The sequence below is a fragment of the Caballeronia sp. INML1 genome, assembly GCF_023631085.1.
Taxonomy (GTDB): domain Bacteria; phylum Pseudomonadota; class Gammaproteobacteria; order Burkholderiales; family Burkholderiaceae; genus Caballeronia; species Caballeronia turbans.
On record NZ_JALQDT010000043.1, the window covers coordinates 121,097 to 146,497 of the forward strand.

Here is a 25,401-nt window from a genome sequence, read left to right on the forward strand (position 1 = left end):
GCGATGTCTGCGCAACGCCCGCACTTGCGTTACCCGCATGCAGCGCATCAGGACGCTTGGGCTGCGCGACGCGCCGATGCGGGGCCGAACTCCTCTGGAAACCGATCTTGGATGATGCTCCGGATGACCGGGCGCATTCGCATGGCCCCGGATTTCCGGCCCCGGTGCTTTGTCTTGATTTGCCTTCCCCCGGCAAATCGAGGCATCGTCCCGACGGGACATCCCTTTTCCTAACGTCCGCCGAGCGAGCGCCTGAAAGACGCGCATTCAGCGAAACTGCCCTTCTCCAGTGGGGCTGTATTGTAACTGAACCGCAAATTCCGACGATAACCGAGGAAAACCCTGTCAATTCGCGCCGGAATTTCAAAAATATAACGCTTGAACGTGCAAAAAGCGATGTCGGTTGGTGCCCGCGGTTACACACGCGCACTAAAAGTCGATCATGAAAAACGCCGCACGCGAGGCAATCGCGTGCGGCGTTTTATTTCGGTGCCCGTTTTTCGCCCGCGCGTGCCGTGCACGATCCAAGCGAGATGCATGCCGGATTACTTCACGAGGCAGGCGTCGAGGCCGTCGGTGATCAGATCCTTCGGAAGCTCGATGCCGATGAACACCATCTTGCTGTTCTTCTTTTCGATCGGCATCCACTTGCCGGCGAGGTCGCTGCCCATCATCTGATGCACGCCCTGGAAGACGACCTTGCGATCGACGCCCTTCATATACAGCACGCCCTTGTAGCGCAGCAGCCGCTCGCCATAGATCTGCAGAATGCCGCCGAGGAAATCTTCGAGGCGGTTCGGATCGAACGGCTTCTCGCTGCGGTACACGAACGACTTGATCTTGTCGTCGTGGTGCGCGTGATGGTGGTGATGTCCGTGCTCGTGCTCGTGATCGTGGCTGTGATCGTGGCCGCAGGTGGAATGATCGTGATCGTCATGCGCGTGGTCATGATCGTGATCGTCTTCGGCGAGGAAGTCCGGATCGATTTCGAGCTTCGAGTTCAGATTGAAGCCCCGCAGGTCGAAAATTTCCTTGATGTCGGCATCGCCGAAATTCACGACCTTGATCGCCGCGCGCGGGTTCATGTGCAGCAGGCGATGCTTCAGCGCTTCGAGTTCGTCGGCCGAGACGAGATCGGACTTCGTGACGAACAGACGATCCGCGAAGCCGACCTGCCGCTGCACCACTTCGTGTTGATCGAGTTGCGAATTCGCGTGCTTCGCGTCGACGAGCGTGATGATCGCGTCGAGCAGGAATTCGTCGGCGACGGTGTTATCCATGAAGAACGTCTGCGCGACCGGACCCGGATTCGCGAGGCCGGTCGTTTCGATCACGACGCGGTCGAAATCGAGCGTGCCCGCCTTGTTGCGATTCGCGAGATCTTCGAGCGCGCGTGCCAGATCGCCGCGGATCGTGCAGCAGATGCAGCCGTTGCTCATCTGGATGATCTGCTCGTTCGTTTCCTGCACGAGGATTTCGTTGTCGATGTTCTCTTCGCCGAATTCGTTCTCGATCACGGCGATCTTCATGCCGTGCTGCTCGTTCAGGATGCGCTTGAGCAGCGTGGTTTTGCCGCTGCCCAGAAAGCCGGTCAGGATGGTTACGGGGATCATGGTGTCGCCTGTGTCCTTGTCTGTAATACGTAGATCGCACTGAATCGGGTATTGAAACATATTTGTCAAGCCGACGCTTCCGTGCTCCGCGCGGCAGTGCATCGCGGCTACATTAGGCCGATCAGGCGATTTGCAACAGCAGCCCTTTCAGGTATTCGCCTTCCGGAAACGCCGTCAGCAGCGGATGATCGACGCCCGCGCCCAGCCGTTTCAGGATCCGCGCATCGACGCGCGCGTCCGCGGCCGCGCCCGCGACGATCTTCTGAAACAGGTCCGAATCGATCGCGCCGGAGCACGAATAGGTGAAGAGCAGCCCGCCCGGACGGAGCAACTTGAAGCCGCTCAGATTGATGTCCTTGTAGGCGCGCGCGGCGCGATCGACGGTTTCCTTCGACGGCGCGAATTTCGGCGGATCGAGCACGATCAGATCGAAGCGCTGGCCTTCGTCGTAGAGACGGCGCAGCGTCTTGAACGCGTCGGCGTCGAGCCACTCGGCCTTTTCGGCGTCGAACCCGTTCGCCTTGACGTTTTCGCGAGCCAGCGCGAGCGCTTCACCGGACGAATCGACGGAAACCACGCGCGTCGCCCCGCCTTTCAAGGCGGCGAGAGAGAAACCGCCTGTATAGCAAAAGCAGTTCAGCACTTCGCGGCCTTGCGCGTTCTGCGCGACGAGCACGCGGTTGTCGCGCTGATCGACATAGAAGCCTGTCTTGTGGCCGTTACGCACGTCGACGTGATAGCGCACGCCGCATTCGTTCGTGATGAGCGTCTCGGGCGGCGCGTCGCCCGCGAGCACGCCGGTCGTCTGTTCGAGGCCTTCCTTCTGGCGGATCGACACGTCCGAGCGCTCGTAGACGTTCGGGCAGCCGGTCGCGGCGATCAGCGCCTGCACGATCGCTTCCTTCCACGCTTCGACGCCCGTTGCCATGAACTGGCAGACGAGCTGCGCGTGCGTGCCTTCGTCCCCGACGTAGTAATCGACGATCAGTCCCGGCAAGCCGTCCGCTTCGCCGAAGACGAGACGCGTGGCGCCGGTGTCCTTCACCATCGTCTGGCGGTGCGCGACGGCGCGCTGCACGCGGCGCTTGAAGAACGCGTGATCGACCGGCTCGCTCTCGTCGAAGGTCCAGACGCGCGCGCGGATTTGCGAGTGCGGGCTGTACGACGCGCGCGCGAGAAGGCGCCCATCGGCGGCGCGCACGGTGACGGTCGCGCCGGGCGCGGGATTGCCGTCGATGCGCGCGATGGCGTTCGCGTAGATCCACGGATGGCGGCGGACGAGCGATTTGTCCTTCGCCGGTTTGAGCGTGATGGTGTTCATTGCATTGATTAATGCAGCGCGCGAGGCACTGTCGGGATCAATCGCGCTTCTTTGCGCGCGGGTGCGCCGCATCGTAGACGCGGGCGAGATGCTGAAAATCGAGCGACGTATAAACCTGCGTGGCCGTGATGCTCGCGTGGCCGAGCAGCTCCTGCACCGCGCGCAGATCGCCGCTCGATTGCAGGACATGCGTGGCGAAGGAATGCCGCAGCACGTGCGGATGCACGTTCGACGGAATGCCGGCCTGCAGCGCGAGCCGCTTCACGCGCTCGCGCACCACGCCGGGCGACATGCGATTGCCGCGCACGGAGAGAAAGAGCGCGTGCGGATCGAGCTTGACGAATTCGCCGCGCACGTCGATCCATGCGCGCAATGCTTCGAGCGCCTTGCTGCCGACGGGCACTTTGCGCATGCGCTTTCCTTTGCCCAGAACCGTGACTTCCGCGTTCGCCAGATCGATCCAGCCCTGCGACGTATGTTCTTTGGTATCGACGTGGCGCACGTCCAGCCCGACGAGTTCGGCGAGCCGCAGGCCCGACGAGTAGAAGAGTTCGAGGATCGCGTGATCGCGCAGTGCTTCGGTCGTGCCGGCTTGCGGCGCGTCCATGAGCCGGCTGGCGTCATCGACGGAAAGCGCTTTCGGGAGCGTCTTTTCGCGTTTCGGCGCGCGCACCGTCGCGACGGGATTCGCGGGCATCTCGACACGCTCGGCGAGCCATCGATAGAACGCGCGCCACGCCGACAGCCGATGCGCGATCGAGCGCGACGACAGCCCGCCCGCATGTGCCCGCACGACCGCGCCGCGGATATCGGCGGCGGTCAGCGACTCGAGCGGACGGTCCTTGGCGAGGGCGCGCAGTTCGCTCAACTCGTATGTATAGCCGCGCAGGGTGTGCTCGGACAGATGCCGCTGATGCTCCAGCATCGCAAGATAGTCGGCGATCACACCGCCTTGGGGGGCATCCTTCGGGGCGTCGGCGGCGTCCATGTTCAGTGCGGCAGCAAGCGGGACAGCGCGGCGCTCGCCAGCGCGCCGATCTGCGTGAGGAAGTCGGTCGCCATGCCGTCGTGGAAGCGGCGCGGATCGGGCGAGCCCATCACGAGCAGGCCGAAGCTCGGCGCATCCGGGCCGGCTTGCGGATCGCGCAGCGCGATCAGCGAGACGGATTCGATCGTACGGTCGGTGTCGGGCGGGCCGTCGCTGGGCGGGACCGTCGCCGATGCCGAATTCACCGCGCCGAGCCACTGCGCTGCCGCGAAGCCCGTGTTCGCGCCGCAGTACGGCGCGGCGAGACTGCTTGTGAATATGCGCACTTCCTCGCCGACCTGACGCGCGAAATCGGCCTGCCGGTACGCTTCGTCGATATCCCACACGCGCAGCGCGGCGTGTGGCACGTCGAAAACTTCGCACAAGCCCTTGCTGATCGTCGCGGGCAACGCGTACGGATCGCGCTGGGAAATCACGCGCACGGTCCAGCGGTTGAACTTGCTCGAGATGCTGTCGTTCTCGTGGCCGTAACGCAGCAGCTCGGCGAGACGCCGTTCGAGTTGCTTGTTCTTGTCGCGCAGCATTTCCATCTGGCGTTCCTGCAGCGACACGGCGGCTTTGCCGTGCGGATTCGAAAGCCGGATGGTGCCGAGCAGTTCCGCGTGCTCGGCAAAGAAATCGGGGTTGTCGAGCAGGTAGTCGGCGACTTCGCGTGGATTCATGGTGACGTGTATGCGTTAGACGATGCGATCGAGCTCGATTTCACCCTCGAAAACGGTCGCGGCGGGGCCCGCCATGAAGAGCGCGGCGGATTCGTCGCGCGCGCCGCTCCAGCTGATGGTGAGCGTGCCTCCATGTGTTTCGACGCGCACGGGCGTTTCGAGCAAGCCGCGGCGGATGCCGGCGGCCACCGCCGCGCATGCGCCCGTGCCGCACGCAAGCGTTTCGCCCGCGCCGCGCTCGTAGACGCGCAGCTTCACCGAATGGCGATCGACGATCTGCATGAAGCCCGCGTTGACGCGCTTCGGAAACCGCGCGTGGCGCTCGATGAGCGGACCTTCGGTCAGGACCGGATAAGCCTCGACATCGTCGACGATCTGCACCGCGTGCGGATTACCCATCGATACGACGGAGATCGGGCGCGTTTCACCATTCACGTCGAGCGGCCAGAGGGTGTCGTTGCCTTCCTTCCGGCCTTCGAGCCCTTGCGCGTCGAACGGGACGCGAGGCGGATCGAACACCGGCGTGCTCATGTCGACGACGACTTCGCCGTTTTCCTGCATCGTCAGCGTGATGATGCCGTTCTGCACCTGCACGCGCACGGTGGATGCGTCGGTCAGCCGGCGATCGCGCACGAACTTCACGAAGCAGCGCGCGCCGTTGCCGCAATGCTCGACTTCGCCGCCATCGCAATTGAAGATGCGGTACTTGAAGTCGACGCCTTCGATGGTCGGCTTTTCGACGAGCAGCAACTGATCCGCGCCCACGCCGAAATGGCGGTTCGCGAGCGCGCGCACTTGCTCCGCGGTCAGATCGAGCGCCTGCGTGTAGCCGTCGAGCACGACAAAGTCGTTACCCGCGCCTTGCATCTTGGTGAATTTGAGTTTCATCGCGCTATTGTATGTGACCCGCCAGCGCGGCGTTTCGCGCCGCGCACACGCTTTTAGTAAAAGCTCGGCTCGCCCGGGGGCCGCGTCTTGAAGCGCTTGTGGACCCAGTAGTACTGCTCGGGCATGTGCGGAATCTGCTCTTCCAGGAACGCGTTCATGCGGCGCGCGTCGGCTTCGTCGTCGCCGGTCGGGTAGTTGTCCCACGGCTCGAAGATCTTCAGCCGATAACCCTTGTAATCCGGCAGAACCTCGCCGATGAACGGCACGACCTGCGCCTTGCCCGTCTTGGCAAGCCGGCCGACGGCCGTCAGCGTGCAGGTCGGAATCCCGAAGAACGGCACGAACGTGGAGTTGCGCATGCCGTAGTCCATGTCCGCGCCGAGCATCACCGGCTTGCGGTCGCGCAGCCAGCGCAGCACGATGCGCGCGCTGTCGGCGCGGCTCGCCATGTCGGCGCCGAAGCGCGCGCGCTGCGTCTTGGCGAGCTCCTCGATCTGCGGATTCGAAAAAGGCTGATACAGCGATCCGCAGCGACGATGCAGCGAATAGTTCAGAAAAATCGACCCCGCTTCGATGCCGACGAAATGCAGGCCGAGAAAGAGCGTGGGCGGCAGATCGGGATCGGTTAGATCGACGGCGCTTTCCACCTGAATCAGCTTCTCGAGCTTTTTCGCCGAGCCGAACCATTGCACGCTGCGCTCGACATAACTGCGGATCGCGTGCCGGAAATGCTTCTGCGCGATGTCCTCGCGCTTTTCGTCGGACCACTCCGGGAAGCACAGTTTGAGATTCGTGTGAACGATGCGCTTTCGGCGGCTTGGAATCTGATAGAGCAGCCAGCCGAGGGCGTCGCCGAAACGCGCGGTGATGCCGTACGGAATGAGCGCCAGAAACTTGAGAAAGCCGATGGCGAGCGCGACGCCGATGCGCCCTAGCATGAGCGGCTCCAGCGAACGGACGGACGGCCGCGAAGTGCGGATGGTTGATGCGTGGTGGATAGCGGCAAGCGTTCGGCTCTGTGAAAACAAGGGAAACCGGTATAATAAAACCTTCGCCGAGTTAATGGACAACTTGCGGGGCGAAGCGGGTCGGAGACTTCTGAACTTGTGGAAGTCGCCGGCCCGGAAAGACATCCGCTAAAGCGTCGCCGCTTCAGACTCCAGACGAAGACGGCTACGTGAATATCAACCGTACTCAAATGGAGTCTGAAGCGTGTCGAACGACTATCTCTTTACTTCCGAATCCGTTTCCGAAGGCCACCCGGACAAGGTCGCCGATCAAATCTCCGACGCCATCCTCGACGCCATCTTGTCGCAGGACAAATATTCGCGCGTCGCGGCGGAAACGCTCTGCAACACCGGTCTCGTTGTCCTCGCGGGCGAAATCACGACCACCGCCAACGTCGATTACATTCAGGTCGCGCGCGACACGATCAAGCGCATCGGTTACGACAACACCGACTTCGGCATCGACTATCGCGGCTGCGCGGTGCTCGTCGCGTACGACAAGCAATCGCCGGATATCGCGCAAGGCGTGAACAAGGCGCACGACGACAACCTCGATCAAGGCGCTGGCGACCAGGGTCTGATGTTCGGCTACGCGTGCGACGAAACGCCCGAGCTGATGCCGCTGCCGATCCACCTCTCGCACCGCCTCGTCGAGCGCCAGGCTAACCTGCGCCGCGACGGCCGTTTGCCCTGGCTGCGTCCGGACGCGAAGTCGCAGGTCACCGTGCGTTACGTCGACGGCAAGGCGCACTCCATCGACACCGTCGTGCTCTCCACGCAGCACTCGCCGGACATCGACCTGTCGCAGTTGCGCGAAGCGGTCATCGAGGAAGTCATCAAGCCGACTCTGCCGAAGGAACTCATCAAGGGCGACATCAAGTTCCTGGTGAACCCGACGGGCCGTTTCGTCATCGGCGGTCCGCAAGGCGACTGCGGTCTGACGGGCCGCAAGATCATCGTCGATACGTACGGCGGCGCGGCTCCGCACGGCGGCGGCGCGTTCTCGGGCAAGGACCCGTCGAAGGTCGACCGCTCGGCGGCCTATGCGGGCCGTTATGTCGCGAAGAACATCGTTGCGGCGGGTCTCGCATCGCGCGCGCTGATTCAGGTCTCGTACGCGATCGGTGTCGCGCGTCCGACTTCGGTGATGGTGAATACGTTCGGCACGGGCCGCGTGTCGGATGCGGAGATCACGAAGCTCGTTCTCGAGCACTTCGACCTGCGTCCGAAGGGCATCATCCAGATGCTCGACCTGCTGCGCCCGATCTACGAAAAGACGGCGGCGTACGGCCACTTCGGCCGCGAAGAGCCGGAATTCTCGTGGGAATCCGCGGACAAGGCGCTCGTCCTGGCCGAAGCGGCGGGCACGGAACCGGTCGCGAGCGTGGCGTAACGCCGTTCGCTGAACGAGCGGGACACGAACCGGCGAGCATTGCGCTCGCCGGTTTTTTTATGCCTTCGCGGCGCGATTATTGCGACTTCCACGGACGACACCCCCGCCGCCAATGGAACCGCCATGCCGTTCGACTCGCTTCTCTCACCTGTCACCATCGGCAATCTGCAGTTGCCCAATCGCGTCGTCATGGCGCCGCTCACGCGCAACCGCGCGTCACAGCCAGGCGATGTGCCGTCCGAAATGAACGCGCACTATTACGCGCAGCGCGCGAGTGCGGGTCTCATCGTCAGCGAGGCGACTCAGGTATCGCGGCAAGGTCAGGGCTATTTCGCGACGCCGGGCATCTATTCGGATGCACAGGAATCCGGATGGAAATCCGTCGTGGGCGCGGTTCATGCACGGCACGGACGCATTGCGTCGCAGTTATGGCATGTGGGGCGCGTGTCGCATCGATCGCTTCAGGAAGACGGCGCATCGCCCGTCGCGCCGTCCGCGGTGCGCGCGCGCAACACGCAGGTGTTCGTGAAATGCGAGGACGGCTCATACGCCATGACCGATGCCGACGAACCGCGCGCGCTCGAAGCCGATGAGCTGCCGGGCATCGTTCTGCAGTTCGTCGACGCCGCGCAGCGCGCGAAGCGTGCCGGCTTCGACATGATCGAAGTGCACGCGGCCAATGGCTACCTGCTGCATCAGTTCATGGCGACGGGCACCAACCGGCGCACGGACGACTATGGCGGCGGAATCGAAAATCGCGTGCGACTGGTCGTCGATGTGCTGGAGGCGGTGGCGGGCGTGATGGGCGCGCATCGCGTGGGCATACGCATTTCGCCGAACTTCACGGAATTCGACCTGCAAGACGATGAAGGCGAGGCGTCATCGCTGTATCTGGCGCAGGAGTTGAAGCGCATCGGCGTCGCGTATCTGCATCTCGCGGAAGGAGACTGGGCGGGCGGCGCGCCGCTTTCGGAAGGCTATCGTCGCGCGCTGCGTGAGGCTTACGACGGCGCGATCATCGTCTGCGGCGAGTATACGGCGGAGGAGGCGGACGCGCGCATCGAGCGAGGTGAAGCCGATGCCGTGGCCTTCGGTCGCGCGTATATCGCCAATCCGGATCTGGTCGAGCGCTTCAGCGCAGGCGCGCCGCTCAACACGCCCGACGAGGCGACGTTCTACGGCGGTGGAGAAAAAGGCTACACCGACTACCCGGCACTCGACGACGCCAGGCCCGACTGAGTCGCTCAGCGCGCGGCGAACGCGTACCAGCCGGCGCTGCTCGCCGACACGCGACGCGGACGGCGGCTCGTCAGCGCGGCCGCCTTCGGCTTGGGCGACGGTGCGCGCAGTTGCACCGGACGGCGCAAAAGCGCTCGCAACGACACCCGGCGCGAAGCCGTGCGCACGCGCAAATTGAAGAAGAAACCGCGGAACCACGACCGGATGCCATCGACCGGATGCACGTTCTTCAATTGCTCGGCGAGCACCTGAGTGCGGGCGGAGTGATGACGCAACGCGCGGATCATGCCGCGGCGGGCAGGGCGCGCGGCCCGCGAGGCAACGCGAGTCAAGCCGATAGCGATTCGGTGGTTCATGTCAGCGGAGGTCGTTGCGTGGAAGCAGACTCGACGATAGTCGTCTCAAAAATAGCGTTCAAGGCTTCGATTCAACAGCGTTTGCCAAGTTGCACCGAATGAAGTGCCCAATGTACAAGACCTTTGTTACCCCGGTAAGTCCGCGTTTTCCCTGTCGATTTATGAAGCGGTTGCTGATGAAAATCGGCCGATGCATTGTCACACGGGCCTTCCCGCGCTGCCGGATTTACAATCGCCGTATTCGCCCTAATTCCGGATATAGCGTCGACGGCATGAATAAAATCGAAAGCCGTTGGAGGCAAGAACTGAAATGTCTGATCAAAACGCGTTGAAATCGAAGAAAGAACAGGTGCGCGAACTGCGCGAAAAAGGCTATGTGATCGTTAAGGGACTGGTCACGAAGGAACGTTGCGATGCGATGCGCGAGGTCGCCCGCCAGCAACTCGCCGAGGCTGCTGCGCCCGTGGAGTTCGAGGCCGATCTGAAATATCCCGGCGCGCCCGATTCGAAGGACGCGCCCGGCGGACATACGGTGCGCCGTCTTCTCGACGCTTACGTGCGGCATCCGCTCTTCGCGGAGTTCGCGACGTCACCCGACGTGCGCGGCTGGATGGAGCTGTATTTCGGCGAGACGCCGTATCTGTCGCGCGCACATCACAACTGCATGATGACGAAGCACCCCGCGTACGGCAGCCTGACGGGCTGGCATCGCGATGTGCGCTACTGGGCGTTCGAGCGCGACGATCTGGTATCCGCATGGGTCGCACTCGGTGACGAAAAGGTGGATAACGGCGCACTGTGGTTCGTGCCGACGTCGCACAAGCTGCCGTTTACGTCCGATCGCTTCGACGAAGCCAAGTTCTTCCGCTCCGATCTGCCCGAGAATGCGGCGCTGATTCGCACGGCGGTGTCGCCCGAACTGGAAGCGGGCGATGTCGTCTTCTTCCACTGCAACACGTTGCACTCGGCGGGCAAAAACCTCACCGATCAGGTGAAGTTCTCGCTCGTGTTCACGTATCGCGGCGCGAGCAACGTGGCGCTGCCCGGCACGCGCTCGGCGTCGAAACCGGAAGTGCCGCTGGTCTGAGCGTTCAGTTCAGCGCTTCGACGGCAAAGCGAGGCCGATCAGCCCCGCGAGCGACGCGACGATCCCGCCCGCGATCAGCCAGATGGTCTTGCTCGTGGGCGAGCCGGTGAAGAAGCGCGAGACGTCGTTGGAGAGCGAATGAAACGACTGGCCGCCGAAATACAGCAGCACGACGCCGCCGACAAGCAGCGCAACGGAAATCGCTCGGGTCATAACATGTTCTCGTAACTTGAGGGCGCGTCAGGTTAGCGGGTCTGCGCGGGCGCGTCCACTCCGCTTCAGGCGGCTTGCGCCTCTTCGCGCGTGTAGGGCTGGATCTTGCGCAGCAGATCGGCCATGACGTACTGATGATCGCTCCGGCTCGTCCACGCGCCGAGGTTGTACTTGACGCCGGTATCCGTGTAATCGGCGACCGCGACCCACGGCGCCGACGGCCCGTCCTGCACGATGCGCGCATCCTGGCTCATCAGGTTGCGCAATTCCGCGAGCACGGTTTCGACCTTCAGCCCATGCTGCGCCTGAAAGTTGATGACGACGCGCCGGCGATCGTTCGCGCTGTAGTTGGTAATGGCATTCGCCCAGATGAGGCTGTTCGGCACGAACATGACGATGCCGTCGGCTTTCGTGAGGCGCGTCGTGAACAGTCCGATTTCATTGACGGTCCCCGCCGTCGTGCCGACACCTTCGATGTAGTCCCCCACACGAAACGGCCGCAACAGCAGAAGCATCAGACCGGCCGCGATATTCTGCAATGTGCCCTGCAACGCGAGGCCGATGGCAAGACCGGCAGCGCCGAGCACGGTCAGGATGCTGGCTGCGGCAATGCCGAACTTGCCGAGCGCCGCGACGATGGCGACGACGCGGATCGCCCACATCGCCAGACTGGCCAGCACCGGCGTGAGCGTGGCGTCGACATTGGTGCGGCCGAGCGTGCGGCGCATCGCGTTCGCGACGGCGTTCGAAATCCACCATCCCACCGCGAGAATCAGGATCGCCAGCAAGATGTCGATGCCGTAGGTCACGGCGATTGCGGTGAAGGAGTCGTAGGCGGGGCGCAGTCTGTCGATCGAATCCATGAGTCAGGTTCCTTGCAAAAGAATCTGCATTTGTCCCGATTCGTGTTCGATCGTTCCCATTACTGACCATTCGGCCGATGCCGAATAGCGGGAACGCGAAGCGCGTCGTGCGCGCTTTGCCCCGATTGGCTTACCATTGACGCCCTTGGCAGGGCGCGTGCACACGCATATCCAGTGTGCTCTCCTGCCGGTCGCCGTCCGATCAATTCGCAATCCGCAGAGGAAATCCGTCATGGCCTACGAAGCAGCGTCCGAGCGTTATACGCAGATGCAATACCGCACCTGCGGCAAGAGCGGGCTGAAGCTGCCCGCGCTATCGCTTGGTTTGTGGCACAACTTCGGCGATACGACGCCCATCTCGACACAACGCGACATTCTTCGCACCGCATTCGATCTCGGCATCACCCATTTCGATCTCGCGAACAACTATGGGCCGCCGTACGGCAGCGCCGAGGCGAACTTCGGGCGCATCTTCAAGGACGACTTCCGGCCGTATCGCGACGAACTGCTGATTTCGTCGAAAGCCGGCTGGGACATGTGGCCTGGCCCGTACGGCCAGGGCGGCGGCTCGCGCAAGTACGTGCTCGCGAGCCTCGATCAGAGCCTGAAGCGCATGGGCCTCGATTACGTCGATATCTTTTATTCGCACCGCTTCGACGCCGACACGCCGCTCGAAGAAACAGCAGGCGCGCTTGCGACGGCCGTGCATTCGGGCAAGGCGCTCTATGTCGGCATCTCATCGTATTCCGCGACGAAGACGCGTGAAATGGCGAAGCTGCTCGCGGAGCACAAGGTGCCGCTGCTGATCCATCAGCCGTCGTACAACATGTTGAACCGGTGGATCGAAGAGGAACTGCTCGACACGCTCGACGATGTCGGCGCCGGCAGCATCGCGTTCACGCCGCTCGCGCAAGGTCTGCTGACGAGCAAGTACCTGAACGGCGTCCCGCAGGACGCGCGCGTGAACAAGCCGGGCGGCGGGTCGCTCAAGCAGGAGCATCTGAGCGACGCGAACCTCGCGCACGTGCGCAAGCTCAACGAACTCGCCCAGAAGCGCGGCCAGAGCCTCGCCCAGATGGCGCTCGCGTGGGCGCTGCGTGGCGGGCGCGTGACGTCGGTGCTGATCGGCGCGAGCCGCGCGGAACAGGTCGCGGAGAACGTCGGCGCGCTGAAGAACCTCGAGTTCACGAAGGAAGAGCTCGCGGAGATCGATCAGCACGCGCAGGAAGGCGGCATCAATCTGTGGGAAAAGCCGTCGACGGATCAACGTATCTGACGCGCCGAGCCTTTCGCCAGGAGGGTATTTCGGGATAAGGACGGCGTCCGTTGCTATGATGCGGGCTCGGCGGCTTCTCGGCAGCGATCGCCGCCGGTCCTGGCCGCCGGCCATGCAGCCAGCAGAAAAGCGCACTTCTTCAGCACGCACGTTCGCCCACGAGGCACGCGTGCGCGCCTTTGCCGCCGTCATGACATTCGGACCGCGAAACGGCTATCGGGTTAAAATAGCCGATTGCGCCGGGCTGTCTGGTTTTTTGCGCGACGTTCACGCATGGCGCGGCGTGAAACGCTGTCTTCGAATCTGGGTTTCGGGTCAATCGGCGACCTTCGCCCATTCGATCGTCCTGTTCGGGCAGCGCAGCGCCCCCGTAGCGCGCTTTATGTTCGACGCCGGCCCGGCGTGGCATCGGCCGCAAATCAGCCGCGAGCGTCAGAGCGTCACCGTTTTCGCACAGTTCAAGAAGCCATGAGCAACCTTAATTCTCAAACCGTTCTGAGCGTCCACCACTGGACCGATACGCTTTTCAGTTTCACCTGCACCCGCGATAGCTCGTTCCGCTTTGAGAACGGCCAGTTCACGATGGTGGGTCTCGAAGTCGACGGCAAGCCGCTTCTGCGCGCCTACAGCCTCGCGAGCGCGAACTACGAAGAGCATCTCGAATTTCTGAGCATCAAGGTTCCCGACGGCCCCCTCACCTCGCGCCTGCAGCATCTGAAGGTCGGCGATTCGGTGCTCATCGGCAAGAAGCCGACGGGCACGCTCGTCGCCGACAACCTGCTGCCCGGCAAGACGCTGTGGCTCCTGTCGACCGGCACCGGCCTTGCGCCGTTCATGTCGATCATCAAGGACCCGGACGTCTACGACCGCTACGAGAAGATCGTGCTGACGCACACGTGCCGTTTCGTCGACGAACTCGCGTACAAGGATTTCATCACCGAGCACCTGCCGGCGCATGAGCATATCGGCGAAATCGTCTCCGAGAAGCTCGTGTATTACCCGACGGTCACGCGCGAGGAATTCGCGAACCGCGGCCGCATCACCGATCTGATCGAGACGAAGAAACTGTTCGCGGATCTCGCGCTCGAGCCGTTCTCGATCGAAAACGATCGCGTGATGCTCTGCGGCAGCCCGCACATGCTCCGCGATACGCGAGAGTTGCTCGACACAATGGGCTTCCAGGAAGGCAGCAACAATCATCCTGGCCACTATGTGGTGGAGAAAGCGTTCGTCGGCTGAGCCGGCAAGACACCGCCTATGCAAAGACCGGAGCCGCGCGCTCCGGTTTTTTTTCGTCTCGCCGCGTCGCGCCGCAGGTCGTCTTGTTACAAATTGGCGGCCGTCAGTAGGTGTTTTTCCTACGCATTATGCGCAGCGACTTGGCAAATGACATGAACTTCGTTCGGCGAAGCCTTGCCGGACATGGATTTATCATATTTTTGAGATATGATCCGGTAACGCTGAAACGGCGCGCAAGACCGCGCAGTCCGTCATCGATGTTACAGAGTGTAAATTCAGTTACGCCTCTCGTGAGCTTGCCGAGGACGTAGCTCAAGTTGCGCTCAACGCGAGGATAGTGAATGAATCCGTCGGCTACGATCACGCTCGAAGAGAGCCCGATTCGCCGCGCCCCGCTGCGGGGCGTTCCGTCACCGGCGCCCGAATGCTCCGGCGCGCCGTTCGCCTCTCCTTATTCCGCGCTGATCGACGCCAAGCTCAAGGGCGATCGTCAGATTCAGCGCCTCACCGCCCGTGTCCAGGAACTCGCCGCGCTGCTCGCCGCCACGGAAGAGCGCGCGCGCCAGGCGCTTGCACAGGATCTCCACGACGAAACCGGCGCGGCGCTCACTGTCGCGAATCTCGCCCTCGCGCGCGCCGAGCACCGGCTGCCCGTCGATGCGCCCGCCGCGCTCGCCGACGCGCTGCGTCAGGCGCGCGCCGCGCTTGCGGAAGTCTGCGAGACGAGCCATCGCATCGTCGAAGGGTTGCAGACGCCGACCTTCGACGCGAACTTCGCCGCCACGCTCGCCGAATGGATCGCGTGCTTCGGCGCCCGCACGGCAATTTCCATCGACTTCTCCTGCCCGGACGATGCGCGGCTGGATCGCATGTCGCGCGACATGTCGCTCGCACTCTTTCGCGTGATGCAGGAAGCGCTCTGCAACGTCGCACGCCACGCGCAGGCGGCGCGCGCGAGCGTGACCATTTCGCTCGATGGCCAAGGCGTGATGCTGACTGTCACCGACGACGGCGTCGGCATCAGCGCGACCGCGCGACGCAAGGGCGGGCGCTTCGGCCTCTCGGGGATGCGCGCGCGCTGCGAGGCACTCGGCGGCAATCTGCGCGTCGCGGCAGCGAAGCCCGTCGGCGCATGCGTGCGCGCGCGTCTGCCGTGGACCGCGGCGCGTCCCGGTCTCTTCGCGCTCGTCACGCCACACATGTTCAGCGCCTGAGGCCGCCCGCGATGCTCAGAATCCTGCTCGCCGACGACCACGCCATCGTGCGCCGCGGCGTCGCGCAATTGCTTCTGGAACGTGGCGTTGCTTCCGAAGTGTCGGAGGCGGAGACCGGCATGCAGGCGCTCGCGCTGGCCGCGCGCCGTCCGCTCGACGTCGCGATGCTCGATATCTCGCTGCCGGACGTGAACGGTATCGACGTACTGAAGCGTCTCAAGCGCGAAAGTCCGCGTCTGCCGGTGCTCATGTTTTCGATGTATCGGGAGGATCAATACGCGGTGCGCGCGCTGAAGGCGGGCGCGTCGGGTTACGTATCGAAGACGGCCGACCCGGCGCTGATGATCGGCGCGATCCAGCAGGTCGCGGCGGGCCGCAAGTACGTGAGCCCCGAAATGGCCGAAGCGCTCGCGACTTACGTTGCGCTCGACACCGAGCGCCTGCCGCACGAAAAGCTGTCTGACCGCGAATATCAGACGCTCTGCATGCTCGCCTCGGGAAAGCGGCTGACCGACATCGCTCATGCCTTATCGCTTTCGGTTAAAACGGTGAGCGTTTATCGCGCACGGTTGTTGGAAAAGATGAAGCTCGCGAACAACGCGGAGCTTACTTTCTATGTGATGAGCAACCGTCTCGTCGATATGAATCCGGCCATCGCCGGATAAGAATTTATCTTGTACAAGATAAATCGAGGATGAATCTGTAGAAAATCGCCGCAAAAGCGCGCCCGGTGCCCATTTACCGGGCAATCTCCGAGTCTCCGATAAAATGTCGGGTTTTCCCGCAGCAGGGCGCCCGCGCGCCAGAAGGAGACTCATCGCAATGTCGTTGTTCCGCAAGAAAAACATCGAGCACATGCTGGCCGGCGCGCAAAGCACGTCGCTCAAGAAGACGCTCGGCGCCCTCGATCTGACATTCCTCGGGATCGGGGCCATCATCGGCACGGGGATTTTCGTGCTGACCGGCACCGGCGCCGTGCAGGCCGGTCCGGCGCTCATGATTTCGTTCATCGTCGCGGCGATCGCCTGCTGCTTCGCCGCCCTCGCCTACGCCGAATTCTCGTCGACGATTCCCGTCGCCGGCTCCATCTACACCTATTCGTACGCGACGCTCGGCGAGCTTGCCGCGTGGATCATCGGTTGGGACCTGATGCTCGAATACGGGCTTGCGACGTCGGCGGTGTCGGTCGGCTGGTCGGGCTATCTGCAATCGCTGCTGTCGGGCTTCGGCATTTCGCTGCCTACGGCGCTTTCCGCCGCGCCGGGCGCCCTGCCCGGCCACGTCACTTTCTTCAACCTGCCCGCGTTTCTCGTGATGATGGCGATCACGTCGCTGCTCTCGGTCGGCGTTAAGGAATCCACGCGCGTGAACAACATCATGGTCGCGGTCAAGGTGACGGTCGTGCTGCTCGTGATCGCCGTGGGCGTGTTCCACGTCAAGCCGGCGAACTGGCATCCGTTCATGCCGAACGGCTGGTCCGGCGTGTTCGGCGCGGCGGCGGTGATGTTCTTCGCGTTCATCGGCTTCGATTCGGTGTCGTCGGCGGCCGAGGAAGTGAAAAATCCGAAGCGCGATCTGCCCATCGGCATCATCTCGTCGCTCGCGGTGTGCGCGGTGCTGTACGTGGCGGTCGCGGCTGTCGTGACGGGCATCGTGCCGGCGGCGCAGTTCGCGAACAATCCGCATCCGGTCTCGTTCGCGCTTCAAATGGCCGGCCAGAACTGGGTCGCGGGCTTCATCGATCTCGGCGCCGTGCTCGGCATGCTCACCGTGATTCTCGTGATGAGCTACGGTCAGACGCGCATCATCTACGCGATGTCGCGCGACGGCCTCTTGCCCGCGCGGCTGTCGAGCGTGCACCCGCGCTTCGCGACGCCGTTCTTCACGACGTGGCTGGTCGGAATCTTCTTCGGCCTGATCGGTGCGCTCGTCCCGCTCAACGTGCTCGCCGAACTGATCAACATCGGCACGCTCGCCGCGTTCTCGATGGTCTCCATCGCCGTGCTGATCCTGCGCCGCACGCATCCGGATCTGCCGCGCGCGTTCCGCTGCCCGGGCGTGCCCGTGGTGCCCGTTCTCGCCGTGGCCTCGTGCCTGTTCCTGATGATGAATCTCCAGGCGATGACGTGGATCGCGTTCGCGGTGTGGCTCGTGATCGGCCTTGCGATCTACTTCCTGTACTCGCGCCGCCACTCGGTACTCGGACGCGCGCCTCTCGAAGCGCCGCGTGCCGCCGCGTCGGCCGCCAACGCGCAGAAGAAGCGCGAAACCGTGACGCATTGAGCGCCATCGTCCTTCGCAAAAGCGCCGCCCGAGAGGCGGCGCTTTGCTTTTGCGGCCGCGATTCCGTGAATATGGGACGGACGTTCGCGCGGATAGCGACGCCCGCCGATTTGTGTTTTACTCGATGTCACAATCACATAACACCCAATCCGGCTGAACGCTCGCGGCGGCAGTAGGCAGGTGCGTGGCGCAAGGCTGGTCCATCCCACAGCAGTGAAACTGCATGGGATCAGAGTGAGGCGCAAAAGCGCCGGCTCTGATCGCAAAGGAGACAGTGAAAATGGCGCTCAGCATCAGCCTGACGGTCAACGGGAAACCCGTGACCGCCACCGTCGAACCGCATCTTCTGCTCGTCCAGTTCCTCCGCGATCAACTCAGGCTCACCGGCACGCATATCGGCTGCGACACCGCGCAGTGCGGCGCGTGCACCGTTCATCTCGACGGCCGCGCGATCAAGTCGTGCAACATCCTCGCCGTGCAGGCGGATGGCATGACAGTGACGACCATCGAAGGCATGGCTAAGGACGGCCAGCTTCATCCGATGCAGGCGGCCTTCAAGGAATGTCACGGTTTGCAGTGCGGCTTCTGTACGCCGGGCATGGTGATGACCGCGAGCGCGCTGGCCGCGCAATCACCGGACCTTTCCGAAGAAGACGTGCGCGAACAGCTCGACGGCAATCTGTGTCGCTGCACGGGGTATCACAACATCGTGAAAGCCGTTCTCCACGGCGCGCAGGCCATGAAATCCGGCGCCTGACGCGACGCCCATCTCCCTTACGAAACGATGAATCGCGCCTTTCTCGCCCTGTGCGGGCTCGAGCAAGGCGTTAAAGCGCCAACTCCGGGCGCAAGGAGACCGTGATGAATGCCCCTGAGCAACAGAAACTGATCGGCGCCGGCGTCAAGCGCAAGGAAGACTATCGCTTCCTGACGGGCGCGGGCCAGTACACCGACGACGTCGTCATGCCGCAGCAAAGCTACGGCGTATTCCTGCGCTCGCCGCACGCGCACGCGAAGATCAGGCGCATCGATATCGAAGCGGCGATGAAGTCGCCGGGCGTGGTCGGCATCTTCACCGGCAAGGATATGGCGGGCGAGAACGTTGGCGGCCTGCCGTGCGGCTGGCTCATCCACAGCACCGACGGCTCGCCGATGCACGAGCCGCCGCATCCCGTCATCGCGCACGACAAGGTGTTGCACGTGGGCGATCAGGTGGCGCTCGTCGTCGCGGAATCGGTGAAGGAGGCGAAGGACGCGCTCGAATTGATCGAGGTCGATTACGACGAACTGCCCGCGACCGTCGATACGGCGAGCGCATCGGATGCCGGGCAGCCGCTCGTGCACGACAGCGTGCCGAACAACGTCTGCTACAACTGGGGCCACGGCGACAAGGCGAAGACCGACGCCGCGTTCGCCCAGGCCGCGCACGTGACGACGCTCGATATCGTGAACCAGCGCCTCGTGCCGAACGCGATCGAGCCGCGCGCCGTCAATGCGAGCTATTCGAAGCACGACGACAGCTACACGGTCTACGTCGCGAATCAGAATCCGCACGTCGAGCGTTTGCTGATGGCGGCGTTCGTGCTGCAACTGCCGGAATCGAAACTGCGCGTGATCGCGCCGGACGTAGGCGGCGGCTTCGGCTCGAAGATCTTTCTCTATCCGGAAGATGTCGCGCTGACGTGGGCGTCGAAGAAAGTCGGGCGGCCTATCAAGTGGACCGCCGAGCGTTCCGAAGCCTTCCTCTCCGACGCGCATGGCCGCGATCACGTGACCAAGGCCGAGCTCGCGCTGGACAAGGACGGCAAGTTCATCGGCATGCGCGTGCATACGACGGCGAACATGGGCGCGTATCTGTCGACGTTCGCATCGTCGATCCCGACCGTGCTTTACGCGACGCTGCTCGCCGGTCAATACACGACGCCCGCGATCTACGCCGAAGTCAAAGCCGTGTTCACGAACACGGTGCCTGTGGATGCCTATCGCGGCGCGGGCCGGCCGGAAGCGACGTATGTCGTCGAGCGCCTCGTGGAGACGGCGGCGCGCGAGCTGAATATCGACCCGGTCGAATTGCGCCGCCGCAACTTCATCCGCGAGTTTCCGTACGCGACGCCGGTCGGTCTCACCTACGACACGGGCGATTACGACGCGTGTCTCGACCGCGCACTCGAACTCGCCGACGTGAAAGGCTTCGCGGCGCGCAAGGAAGAATCGAAGAAGAACGGCAAGCTGCGCGGTATCGGTTATTCGTGCTACATCGAGGCCTGCGGGCTCGCGCCGTCGAACGTGGCGGGTGCGCTGGGCGCGCGCGCGGGCCTCTTCGAAGCGGGCGAAGTGCGCGTCCATCCGACAGGCTCGGTCACCGTCTTCACCGGCTCGCACAGCCACGGACAAGGGCACGAAACGACGTTCGCGCAGGTCGTCGCGGACCGGCTCGGCATTTCCATCGAGAACGTCGAGATCATTCACGGCGACACCGGCCGCATTCCGTTCGGCATGGGCACATACGGCTCGCGCTCGATCTCCGTCGGCGGCTCGGCGATCATGAAGGCGCTCGACAAGGTCGAAGCGAAGGCGAAGAAGATCGCCGCGCATCTGTTCGAAGCGGCGGTGGAGGACATCGAGTTCAAGAACGGCGTATTCAGCGTCGCGGGCACGGACCGCACGAAGTCGTTCGTCGATGTATCGCTCGCCGCGTACGTGCCGCACAACTTCCCGCTCGAAACGATGGAGCCGGGCCTCAACGAAAACGCGTTCTACGATCCGACCAACTTCACCTATCCGTCGGGCGCGTATGTGTGCGAAGTCGAAGTCGATCAGGACACGGGCGAGACGCGCATCCAGAAATTCACGGCGGTCGACGACTTCGGCAACGTCATCAACCCGATGATCGTCGAAGGGCAGGTGCATGGCGGGCTGGGGCAGGGCATCGGCCAGGCGATGCTCGAACGCTGCGTCTACGACGACAGCACCGGCCAGCTGCTCTCCGGCTCCTTCATGGATTACGCGATGCCGCACGCGATCGATCTGCCGAACTTCACCGTGGAGACCGCGAAGGGCACGCCGTGCACGCACAATCCGCTCGGCGTGAAGGGCTGCGGCGAGGCGGGCGCGATCGGCTCGCCGCCGGCCGTGATCAACGCGATTCTCGATGCGCTCACGCCGCTCGGCGTGAAGGACTTGCAGATGCCCGCGACGCCGCACCGCGTCTGGACCGCGATGCACAACGCCCAACACGCCTGAGGAGCCCGAAAAATGTACTCATTCGACTATCAACGGCCGAACGAAGCGAAGGCGGCGGTCGGCGCGCTCGGCGCGAACGGCGACGCGAAGTTTCTCGCGGGCGGCCAGAGCCTGCTGCCGACGATGCGCCTGCGCCTCGCGCAGCCGTCGGCGCTGATCGACGTGACGCGCATCGCGTCGATGAAAGGCGTCACGCTCGATGGCGGCACGCTCACCATCGGCGGCGCGGTCTGCCATGCGGAGGTCGCATCGAACGCCGACGTGAAGAAGGCGCTGCCTGGCCTGGCGGACCTTGCGGGGCGCATCGGCGACCGGCAGGTGCGCGAGCGCGGCACGATCGGCGGCTCGCTCGCGAACGACGATCCGGCGGCGTGCTATCCGTCCGCCGTGCTCGCGCTGAACGCGACCGTCGTGACGGACAGAAGGCGCATCGGCGCGGACGATTTCTTCATCGACATGTACACGACCGCGCTCGAACCCGACGAGTTGATCACCGCCGTCGAGTTCCCGCTCGCCGAGCGTGCGGGCTACGAGAAGTTTCGCAATCCGGCGTCGCACTTCGCGCTCGTCGGCGTGTTCGTCGCGAAGTTCGGAGACGGCGTGCGCGTCGGCGTGACGGGCGCGGCGTCTTCCGTATTTCGCCCGGCCGAGCTCGAAGCGGCGTTGTCGAAGGACTTTTCGGTCGCATCGGCGCGGGGCGTCAGGATCCTGCCCGACGAGCTGAACTCGGACATGCACGCGAGCGCCGAATATCGCGCGCATCTGATTCCGGTGCTCGCGGGCCGCGCGATCGAGCGCGCGATGTCCTTCTGATCGCGATGCAGGGCGAGCCCGGCTCCATCGACGACACGCTCGCGCGGTTGCGCGAGCATCGGTACTTCGCGAACCGCGAGCTCGCGACGGCGCTCTTTCTCGCGCTCAGGATGCAGCGGCCGCTGTTTCTCGAAGGCGAGCCGGGCGTCGGCAAGACCGAGCTCGCGAAAGCGGCGGCGGGCGTGTGCGGCACCACGCTGTTGCGTCTGCAATGCTACGAAGGACTCGATACTGCCAGCGCGCTCTACGAATGGGACTATCCGCGGCAGATCATGGCGCTGCGGCTCGCGGAGGCCGCGGGTGAGACGCCTTCGAACGATTCGCTGTATCGCGGCGAGTTCTTGCTAAAGCGTCCGTTGCTTCAGGCGCTGCTGCCCGATCCCGCGAACCCCGATGCGCGCCGCGTTTTGCTGATCGACGAGATCGACCGCGCCGACGAGCCGTTCGAAGCGTTTCTGCTCGAATTGCTGTCGGATTTTCAGGTATCGATTCCGGAATACGGCACCGTGCGGGCGGCGCGGCCGCCGCTCGTCGTAATGACATCGAACCGCACGCGCGAAGTCCACGATGCGCTGAAGCGCCGCTGTCTCTATCAATGGATCGGTTATCCGGAGCGCGACGTCGAACTCGCGATCGTCGCGGCGCGCGCGCCGGAAGCAGGGCAGGATTTGCAGAAGCGCGCCGTCGCGTTCGTGCACGCGCTGCGCACGCTGGATCTGTTCAAGGCGCCGGGCGTCGCGGAAACGATCGACTGGTGCCGCGCGCTCGCGGCGTTGTCGGTGTCGGAACTCGATCCGCAATCGGTTCAGGACACGCTCGGCGTGCTGCTCAAGTATCAGGACGATCTCGCGCGCATGGACGCCGACACGCTCGCGCAATGCCTCTCCGCCACGCCATGACGATGGAACCCTTCGCCCGCAATGTCGTGCATTTCGTGAGGCTCCTGCGGGGCGCGGGTCTCGGCATGTCGCCCGCGCACGCGGTGGATGCGCTCGACGCGCTGCGTCTCGTCGATCTGAATCGCCGCGACGACGTGCGCGCGACGCTCGCGTGCCTTCTCGTTCACGCGAGTGACGAGCGCGACATCTTCGACGCCGCATTCGATCTCTTTTGGCGCGATCCCGACTGGGAAGGCAAGCTGCGCGCACTATTGCTGCCGAAGGTGAAGGGCGGCCTGCCGCCGCCGAAGCGCAACAACCGTCTAGCCGATGCATTGGCGACGCGCGCCGCGGCATCGAAAGCGCAGGTGTCGGAATCGAAACCCGAAGAGGCGCACGCGCGCATCACGTTCAGCTCGCAGGAACGCCTGAGTCATCGCGACTTCGATACGCTCAGCGCCGACGAATGGCGCACGCTGCGGCATCAGATCCGCGCGCACCGGATGCCGCTCGCGACCGAGCCGACGCGCAGGCTGAAGGCGGCGTCGCGCGGCACGCACGCCGACCTCAAGGCGAGCGCGCGCCATGCCGTCCGCTCGGGCGGCGACTGGACCGTGTGGAAGTATCGCGCGGCGGTCGAGCGCAGGCCGCCGCTCGTCTTGCTGCTCGACATTTCCGGATCGATGAGCGCGTACTCGCGTGCCGTGCTCTATTTCTGTCACGCGCTATTGCAGTCGCGCGAACGTCTCCAGGTATTCTTGTTCGGCACGCGCCTGACCAATGCGACGCGCGCATTGCGCGAACGCGATCCCGATGTCGCCATCGCGACGCTCGGGGCACAGGTGGCGGACTGGTCGGGCGGCACGCGCATCGGCGCGGCGCTCGCGGAGTTCAATCGACGCTGGGCCCGCCGTGTGCTGGCCGGTCGGGCGACGGTGCTGCTCGTCACCGATGGCCTCGATCACGAAGCCATCGACGTGCTCGATGCCGAGATGCAACGGCTCAGACGCTTCGCGCATCGGCTCGTGTGGCTCAATCCGCTGTTGCGCTTCGCCGATTTCACGCCGCGCGCGCGAGGCGTGCGCGCGATCCTGCCGCACGTCGATGCGATGCTCGCGGCCCATAACCTCGACAGCCTCGGCGCTGTGGGCCGCGAACTCGCCGTCCTGTCGCAACACAAGCCCTTGGGAGGCCCGCGATGGAACTGACCGAAACACACACGTTACCCGTGCCTCAGGCGCGCGCGTGGGAAGCGCTCAACGACACGTCGATGCTGAAGGTCTGCATTCCCGGCTGCGACAGCATCGACGCCGACGGCGAGAACGCCTACAACGTCGCGATGACCGCGTCGGTCGGGCCGGTTAAGGCGCGCTTCAAGGGCAGAATGGAGCTCACGAATATCGACGCCCCGCATACTTACACGATCGTGTTCGAAGGGCAGGGCGGCGCGGCCGGCTTCAGCAAGGGCAGCGCGACCGTGAACCTCGAACCCGGCGACGAAGCCGACACGACGAAGCTCAGCTACAGTGCGCACGCGCAGGTCGGCGGCAAGCTCGCGCAAATCGGCTCGCGGCTTGTCGACGGCGCGGCGCGTAAGATTGCGGGTGAATTCTTCAAGCGGTTCAGCGCGCAGTTGCAGGGCGGGCAGGAATCGCAGGGTGCAGGCGCCGCCGACGAAAACGGCGGAGAAGTGCAGGAAGGGCAGGAGAAAGGAAAGAAATCATGGACAGCGTGGATCTCGAAGTCCTGAAGAGCAGCGCGCGATGGCTCGAAGAGGGGCATCGCGTGTTGCTCGTGACGGTGGTGAAGACGTGGGGTTCGTCGCCGAGGCCCGAGGGCGCGATGCTCGCCGTGCGCGGCGATGGTCACGTCGTCGGCTCGGTGTCGGGCGGATGCATCGAGGACGATCTCATCGACCGCGTGCGGCAACGGGGCATCGAGCAGACGAAGCCGGAGGCGGTGAAGTACGGCATCAGCGCGGAAGAGGCGCACCGGTTCGGCTTGCCGTGCGGCGGCACGATCCAGCTCGTGCTGGAACCTTTGACGATGTCGAGCGGCATTGCCGAACTGTGCGCGGCGGTGGGAAGCGGCAGGCTCGTCGCGCGCACGCTCGACATGGCGACGGGCGATGTGCACCTCGAACCCGCGCAAGCCACCGACGGCGTGCTTTTCGACGACGCGCGGCTTCTGACGATTCACGGCCCGCGCTACCGGATGCTGGTGATCGGCGCGGGGCAGTTGTCGCAGTATCTGTGCAGCATCGCGGTCGGGCTGGACTATCAGGTCACCGTCTGCGATCCGCGCGAGGAATATACGGAAGAGTGGAACGTGCCGGGTACGACGATCGTGCGCACCATGCCCGACGACACCGTCATGGACATGAAGCTCGACGAGCGCTGCGCGGTGATCGCGCTCACGCACGATCCCAAGCTCGACGATCTCGCGTTGATGGAAGCCTTGAAGACACCCGCGTTCTATGTCGGCGCGCTCGGTTCGCGGCGCAATAACGCGGCACGTCGCGAGCGCCTCAAGGAGTTCGATCTCAGCGAGGCCGAACTCGCGCGGCTGCATGGACCGGTGGGCATCTACATTGGCAGCAGGACGCCGCCGGAGATTGCCGTGTCGATTCTCGCGGAGGTCACGGCGGCGAAGAACGGCGTGTCGTTGCCGGAGCTGTTGCAGGTCGAAGGCGCGAAGGCGGCGCGCGAGGTAGCGGGGAGAGGCGAAGTGTGCGGCGTCTGAGCGCGCCGCAATGACTACGAAAT

At 64.0% G+C, this 25,401-nt stretch carries 25 protein-coding genes; 16 read left to right on the forward strand and 9 right to left on the reverse strand.

Translation table 11 applies throughout. From position 1 onward, the window contains the following. Positions 1 to 545 precede the first annotated feature (545 nt). From NCR38_RS13600 to NCR38_RS13625, 6 genes are all read right to left on the reverse strand, one after another. Positions 546 to 1,613 carry a GTP-binding protein gene (locus NCR38_RS13600; RefSeq protein WP_061116638.1) on the reverse strand — a complete coding sequence of 356 codons (1,068 nt, stop codon included), beginning with the start codon at positions 1,611 to 1,613 and terminating at the stop codon, positions 546 to 548. A gap of 121 nt (positions 1,614 to 1,734) precedes the next feature. Beyond that, positions 1,735 to 2,934, reverse strand: a complete 1,200-nt coding sequence (locus NCR38_RS13605; protein WP_061116639.1) for a class I SAM-dependent rRNA methyltransferase — start codon at positions 2,932 to 2,934, stop codon at positions 1,735 to 1,737. 37 nt (positions 2,935 to 2,971) lie between these two features. Continuing rightward, complete coding sequence (gene xerC, locus NCR38_RS13610; RefSeq protein ID WP_061116640.1) at positions 2,972 to 3,922, reverse strand: tyrosine recombinase XerC; 951 nt, start codon at positions 3,920 to 3,922, stop codon at positions 2,972 to 2,974. 2 nt (positions 3,923 to 3,924) lie between these two features. Further along, on the reverse strand, positions 3,925 to 4,644 hold the full coding sequence (locus tag NCR38_RS13615) for a DUF484 family protein (protein WP_250477240.1): 720 nt from the start codon (positions 4,642 to 4,644) through the stop codon (positions 3,925 to 3,927). 15 nt (positions 4,645 to 4,659) lie between these two features. Beyond that, entirely contained in the window at positions 4,660 to 5,532 is an 873-nt protein-coding gene (gene dapF, locus NCR38_RS13620) for a diaminopimelate epimerase (RefSeq protein WP_061116642.1), read from the reverse strand. 53 nt (positions 5,533 to 5,585) lie between these two features. After that, positions 5,586 to 6,470, reverse strand: coding sequence for a lipid A biosynthesis lauroyl acyltransferase (locus tag NCR38_RS13625; RefSeq protein WP_061116643.1), 885 nt, complete (start codon positions 6,468 to 6,470; stop codon positions 5,586 to 5,588). A 274-nt stretch (positions 6,471 to 6,744) separates the two neighbouring features. Between NCR38_RS13625 and metK the strand changes: the two genes are divergently transcribed. Together metK and NCR38_RS13635 are read left to right on the forward strand one after the other, a co-directional pair. After that, entirely contained in the window at positions 6,745 to 7,932 is a 1,188-nt protein-coding gene (gene metK, locus NCR38_RS13630; protein ID WP_061116644.1) for a methionine adenosyltransferase, read from the forward strand. 123 nt (positions 7,933 to 8,055) lie between these two features. Continuing rightward, complete coding sequence (locus NCR38_RS13635; protein ID WP_250477241.1) at positions 8,056 to 9,171, forward strand: alkene reductase; 1,116 nt, start codon at positions 8,056 to 8,058, stop codon at positions 9,169 to 9,171. 5 nt (positions 9,172 to 9,176) lie between these two features. Here the strand turns inward: NCR38_RS13635 and NCR38_RS13640 are convergent, their stop codons facing one another. Beyond that, positions 9,177 to 9,527, reverse strand: coding sequence for a hypothetical protein (locus NCR38_RS13640; protein WP_250477242.1), 351 nt, complete (start codon positions 9,525 to 9,527; stop codon positions 9,177 to 9,179). Positions 9,528 to 9,837: 310 nt separating this feature from the next. Here NCR38_RS13640 and NCR38_RS13645 point away from each other — a divergent pair, with 310 nt between their 5' ends. Next, the gene (locus tag NCR38_RS13645; protein WP_061116647.1) at positions 9,838 to 10,614 is read left to right on the forward strand and encodes a phytanoyl-CoA dioxygenase family protein; all 777 of its coding nucleotides are present in this window, start codon (positions 9,838 to 9,840) and stop codon (positions 10,612 to 10,614) included. A gap of 9 nt (positions 10,615 to 10,623) precedes the next feature. Here NCR38_RS13645 and NCR38_RS13650 read toward each other — a convergent pair whose 3' ends face one another. Together NCR38_RS13650 and NCR38_RS13655 are read right to left on the reverse strand one after the other, a co-directional pair. Continuing rightward, on the reverse strand, positions 10,624 to 10,827 hold the full coding sequence (locus tag NCR38_RS13650) for a DUF3185 family protein (RefSeq protein ID WP_061116648.1): 204 nt from the start codon (positions 10,825 to 10,827) through the stop codon (positions 10,624 to 10,626). Between the two features lie 65 nt (positions 10,828 to 10,892). Further along, on the reverse strand, positions 10,893 to 11,690 hold the full coding sequence (locus NCR38_RS13655) for a mechanosensitive ion channel family protein (RefSeq protein WP_061116649.1): 798 nt from the start codon (positions 11,688 to 11,690) through the stop codon (positions 10,893 to 10,895). Positions 11,691 to 11,922: 232 nt separating this feature from the next. Between NCR38_RS13655 and mgrA the strand changes: the two genes are divergently transcribed. The 13 genes from mgrA to NCR38_RS13720 all read left to right on the forward strand — a co-directional run bounded on the left by mgrA (position 11,923) and on the right by NCR38_RS13720 (position 25,378). Next, positions 11,923 to 12,966 carry an L-glyceraldehyde 3-phosphate reductase gene (gene mgrA / locus NCR38_RS13660; protein ID WP_061116650.1) on the forward strand — a complete coding sequence of 348 codons (1,044 nt, stop codon included), beginning with the start codon at positions 11,923 to 11,925 and terminating at the stop codon, positions 12,964 to 12,966. Positions 12,967 to 13,078: 112 nt separating this feature from the next. Further along, positions 13,079 to 13,438 carry a hypothetical protein gene (locus NCR38_RS13665; RefSeq protein ID WP_143756281.1) on the forward strand — a complete coding sequence of 120 codons (360 nt, stop codon included), beginning with the start codon at positions 13,079 to 13,081 and terminating at the stop codon, positions 13,436 to 13,438. Beyond that, entirely contained in the window at positions 13,435 to 14,205 is a 771-nt protein-coding gene (locus NCR38_RS13670) for a ferredoxin--NADP reductase (protein WP_061116652.1), read from the forward strand. Before NCR38_RS13665 ends, NCR38_RS13670 begins: the two co-directional genes overlap by 4 nt. A gap of 341 nt (positions 14,206 to 14,546) precedes the next feature. After that, positions 14,547 to 15,419 (forward strand): sensor histidine kinase, encoded by an 873-nt coding sequence (locus tag NCR38_RS13675; protein WP_250477243.1) that lies wholly within the window; start codon positions 14,547 to 14,549, stop codon positions 15,417 to 15,419. Between the two features lie 11 nt (positions 15,420 to 15,430). Further along, entirely contained in the window at positions 15,431 to 16,084 is a 654-nt protein-coding gene (gene rqpR / locus NCR38_RS13680; protein WP_061116654.1) for a response regulator transcription factor RqpR, read from the forward strand. A 157-nt stretch (positions 16,085 to 16,241) separates the two neighbouring features. Next, entirely contained in the window at positions 16,242 to 17,702 is a 1,461-nt protein-coding gene (locus tag NCR38_RS13685; protein WP_284503701.1) for an amino acid permease, read from the forward strand. 280 nt (positions 17,703 to 17,982) lie between these two features. Continuing rightward, positions 17,983 to 18,459: a (2Fe-2S)-binding protein gene (locus tag NCR38_RS13690; RefSeq protein ID WP_061116656.1), complete on the forward strand. Its 477-nt coding sequence runs from the start codon at positions 17,983 to 17,985 to the stop codon at positions 18,457 to 18,459. Positions 18,460 to 18,563: 104 nt separating this feature from the next. Next, entirely contained in the window at positions 18,564 to 20,945 is a 2,382-nt protein-coding gene (locus tag NCR38_RS13695) for a xanthine dehydrogenase family protein molybdopterin-binding subunit (RefSeq protein ID WP_250477244.1), read from the forward strand. A gap of 12 nt (positions 20,946 to 20,957) precedes the next feature. Beyond that, positions 20,958 to 21,758, forward strand: a complete 801-nt coding sequence (locus NCR38_RS13700) for a xanthine dehydrogenase family protein subunit M (RefSeq protein WP_061116658.1) — start codon at positions 20,958 to 20,960, stop codon at positions 21,756 to 21,758. A 5-nt stretch (positions 21,759 to 21,763) separates the two neighbouring features. Next, positions 21,764 to 22,657, forward strand: a complete 894-nt coding sequence (locus NCR38_RS13705) for a MoxR family ATPase (RefSeq protein ID WP_250477245.1) — start codon at positions 21,764 to 21,766, stop codon at positions 22,655 to 22,657. 2 nt (positions 22,658 to 22,659) lie between these two features. Continuing rightward, on the forward strand, positions 22,660 to 23,844 hold the full coding sequence (locus tag NCR38_RS13710; RefSeq protein WP_250477246.1) for a VWA domain-containing protein: 1,185 nt from the start codon (positions 22,660 to 22,662) through the stop codon (positions 23,842 to 23,844). After that, the gene (locus NCR38_RS13715) at positions 23,835 to 24,386 is read left to right on the forward strand and encodes a CoxG family protein (protein ID WP_061116661.1); all 552 of its coding nucleotides are present in this window, start codon (positions 23,835 to 23,837) and stop codon (positions 24,384 to 24,386) included. The genes NCR38_RS13710 and NCR38_RS13715 overlap by 10 nt, the downstream gene beginning before the upstream one ends. Further along, positions 24,359 to 25,378: an XdhC family protein gene (locus tag NCR38_RS13720; protein ID WP_250477247.1), complete on the forward strand. Its 1,020-nt coding sequence runs from the start codon at positions 24,359 to 24,361 to the stop codon at positions 25,376 to 25,378. Before NCR38_RS13715 ends, NCR38_RS13720 begins: the two co-directional genes overlap by 28 nt. The last annotated feature ends 23 nt before the right edge of the window (positions 25,379 to 25,401 follow it).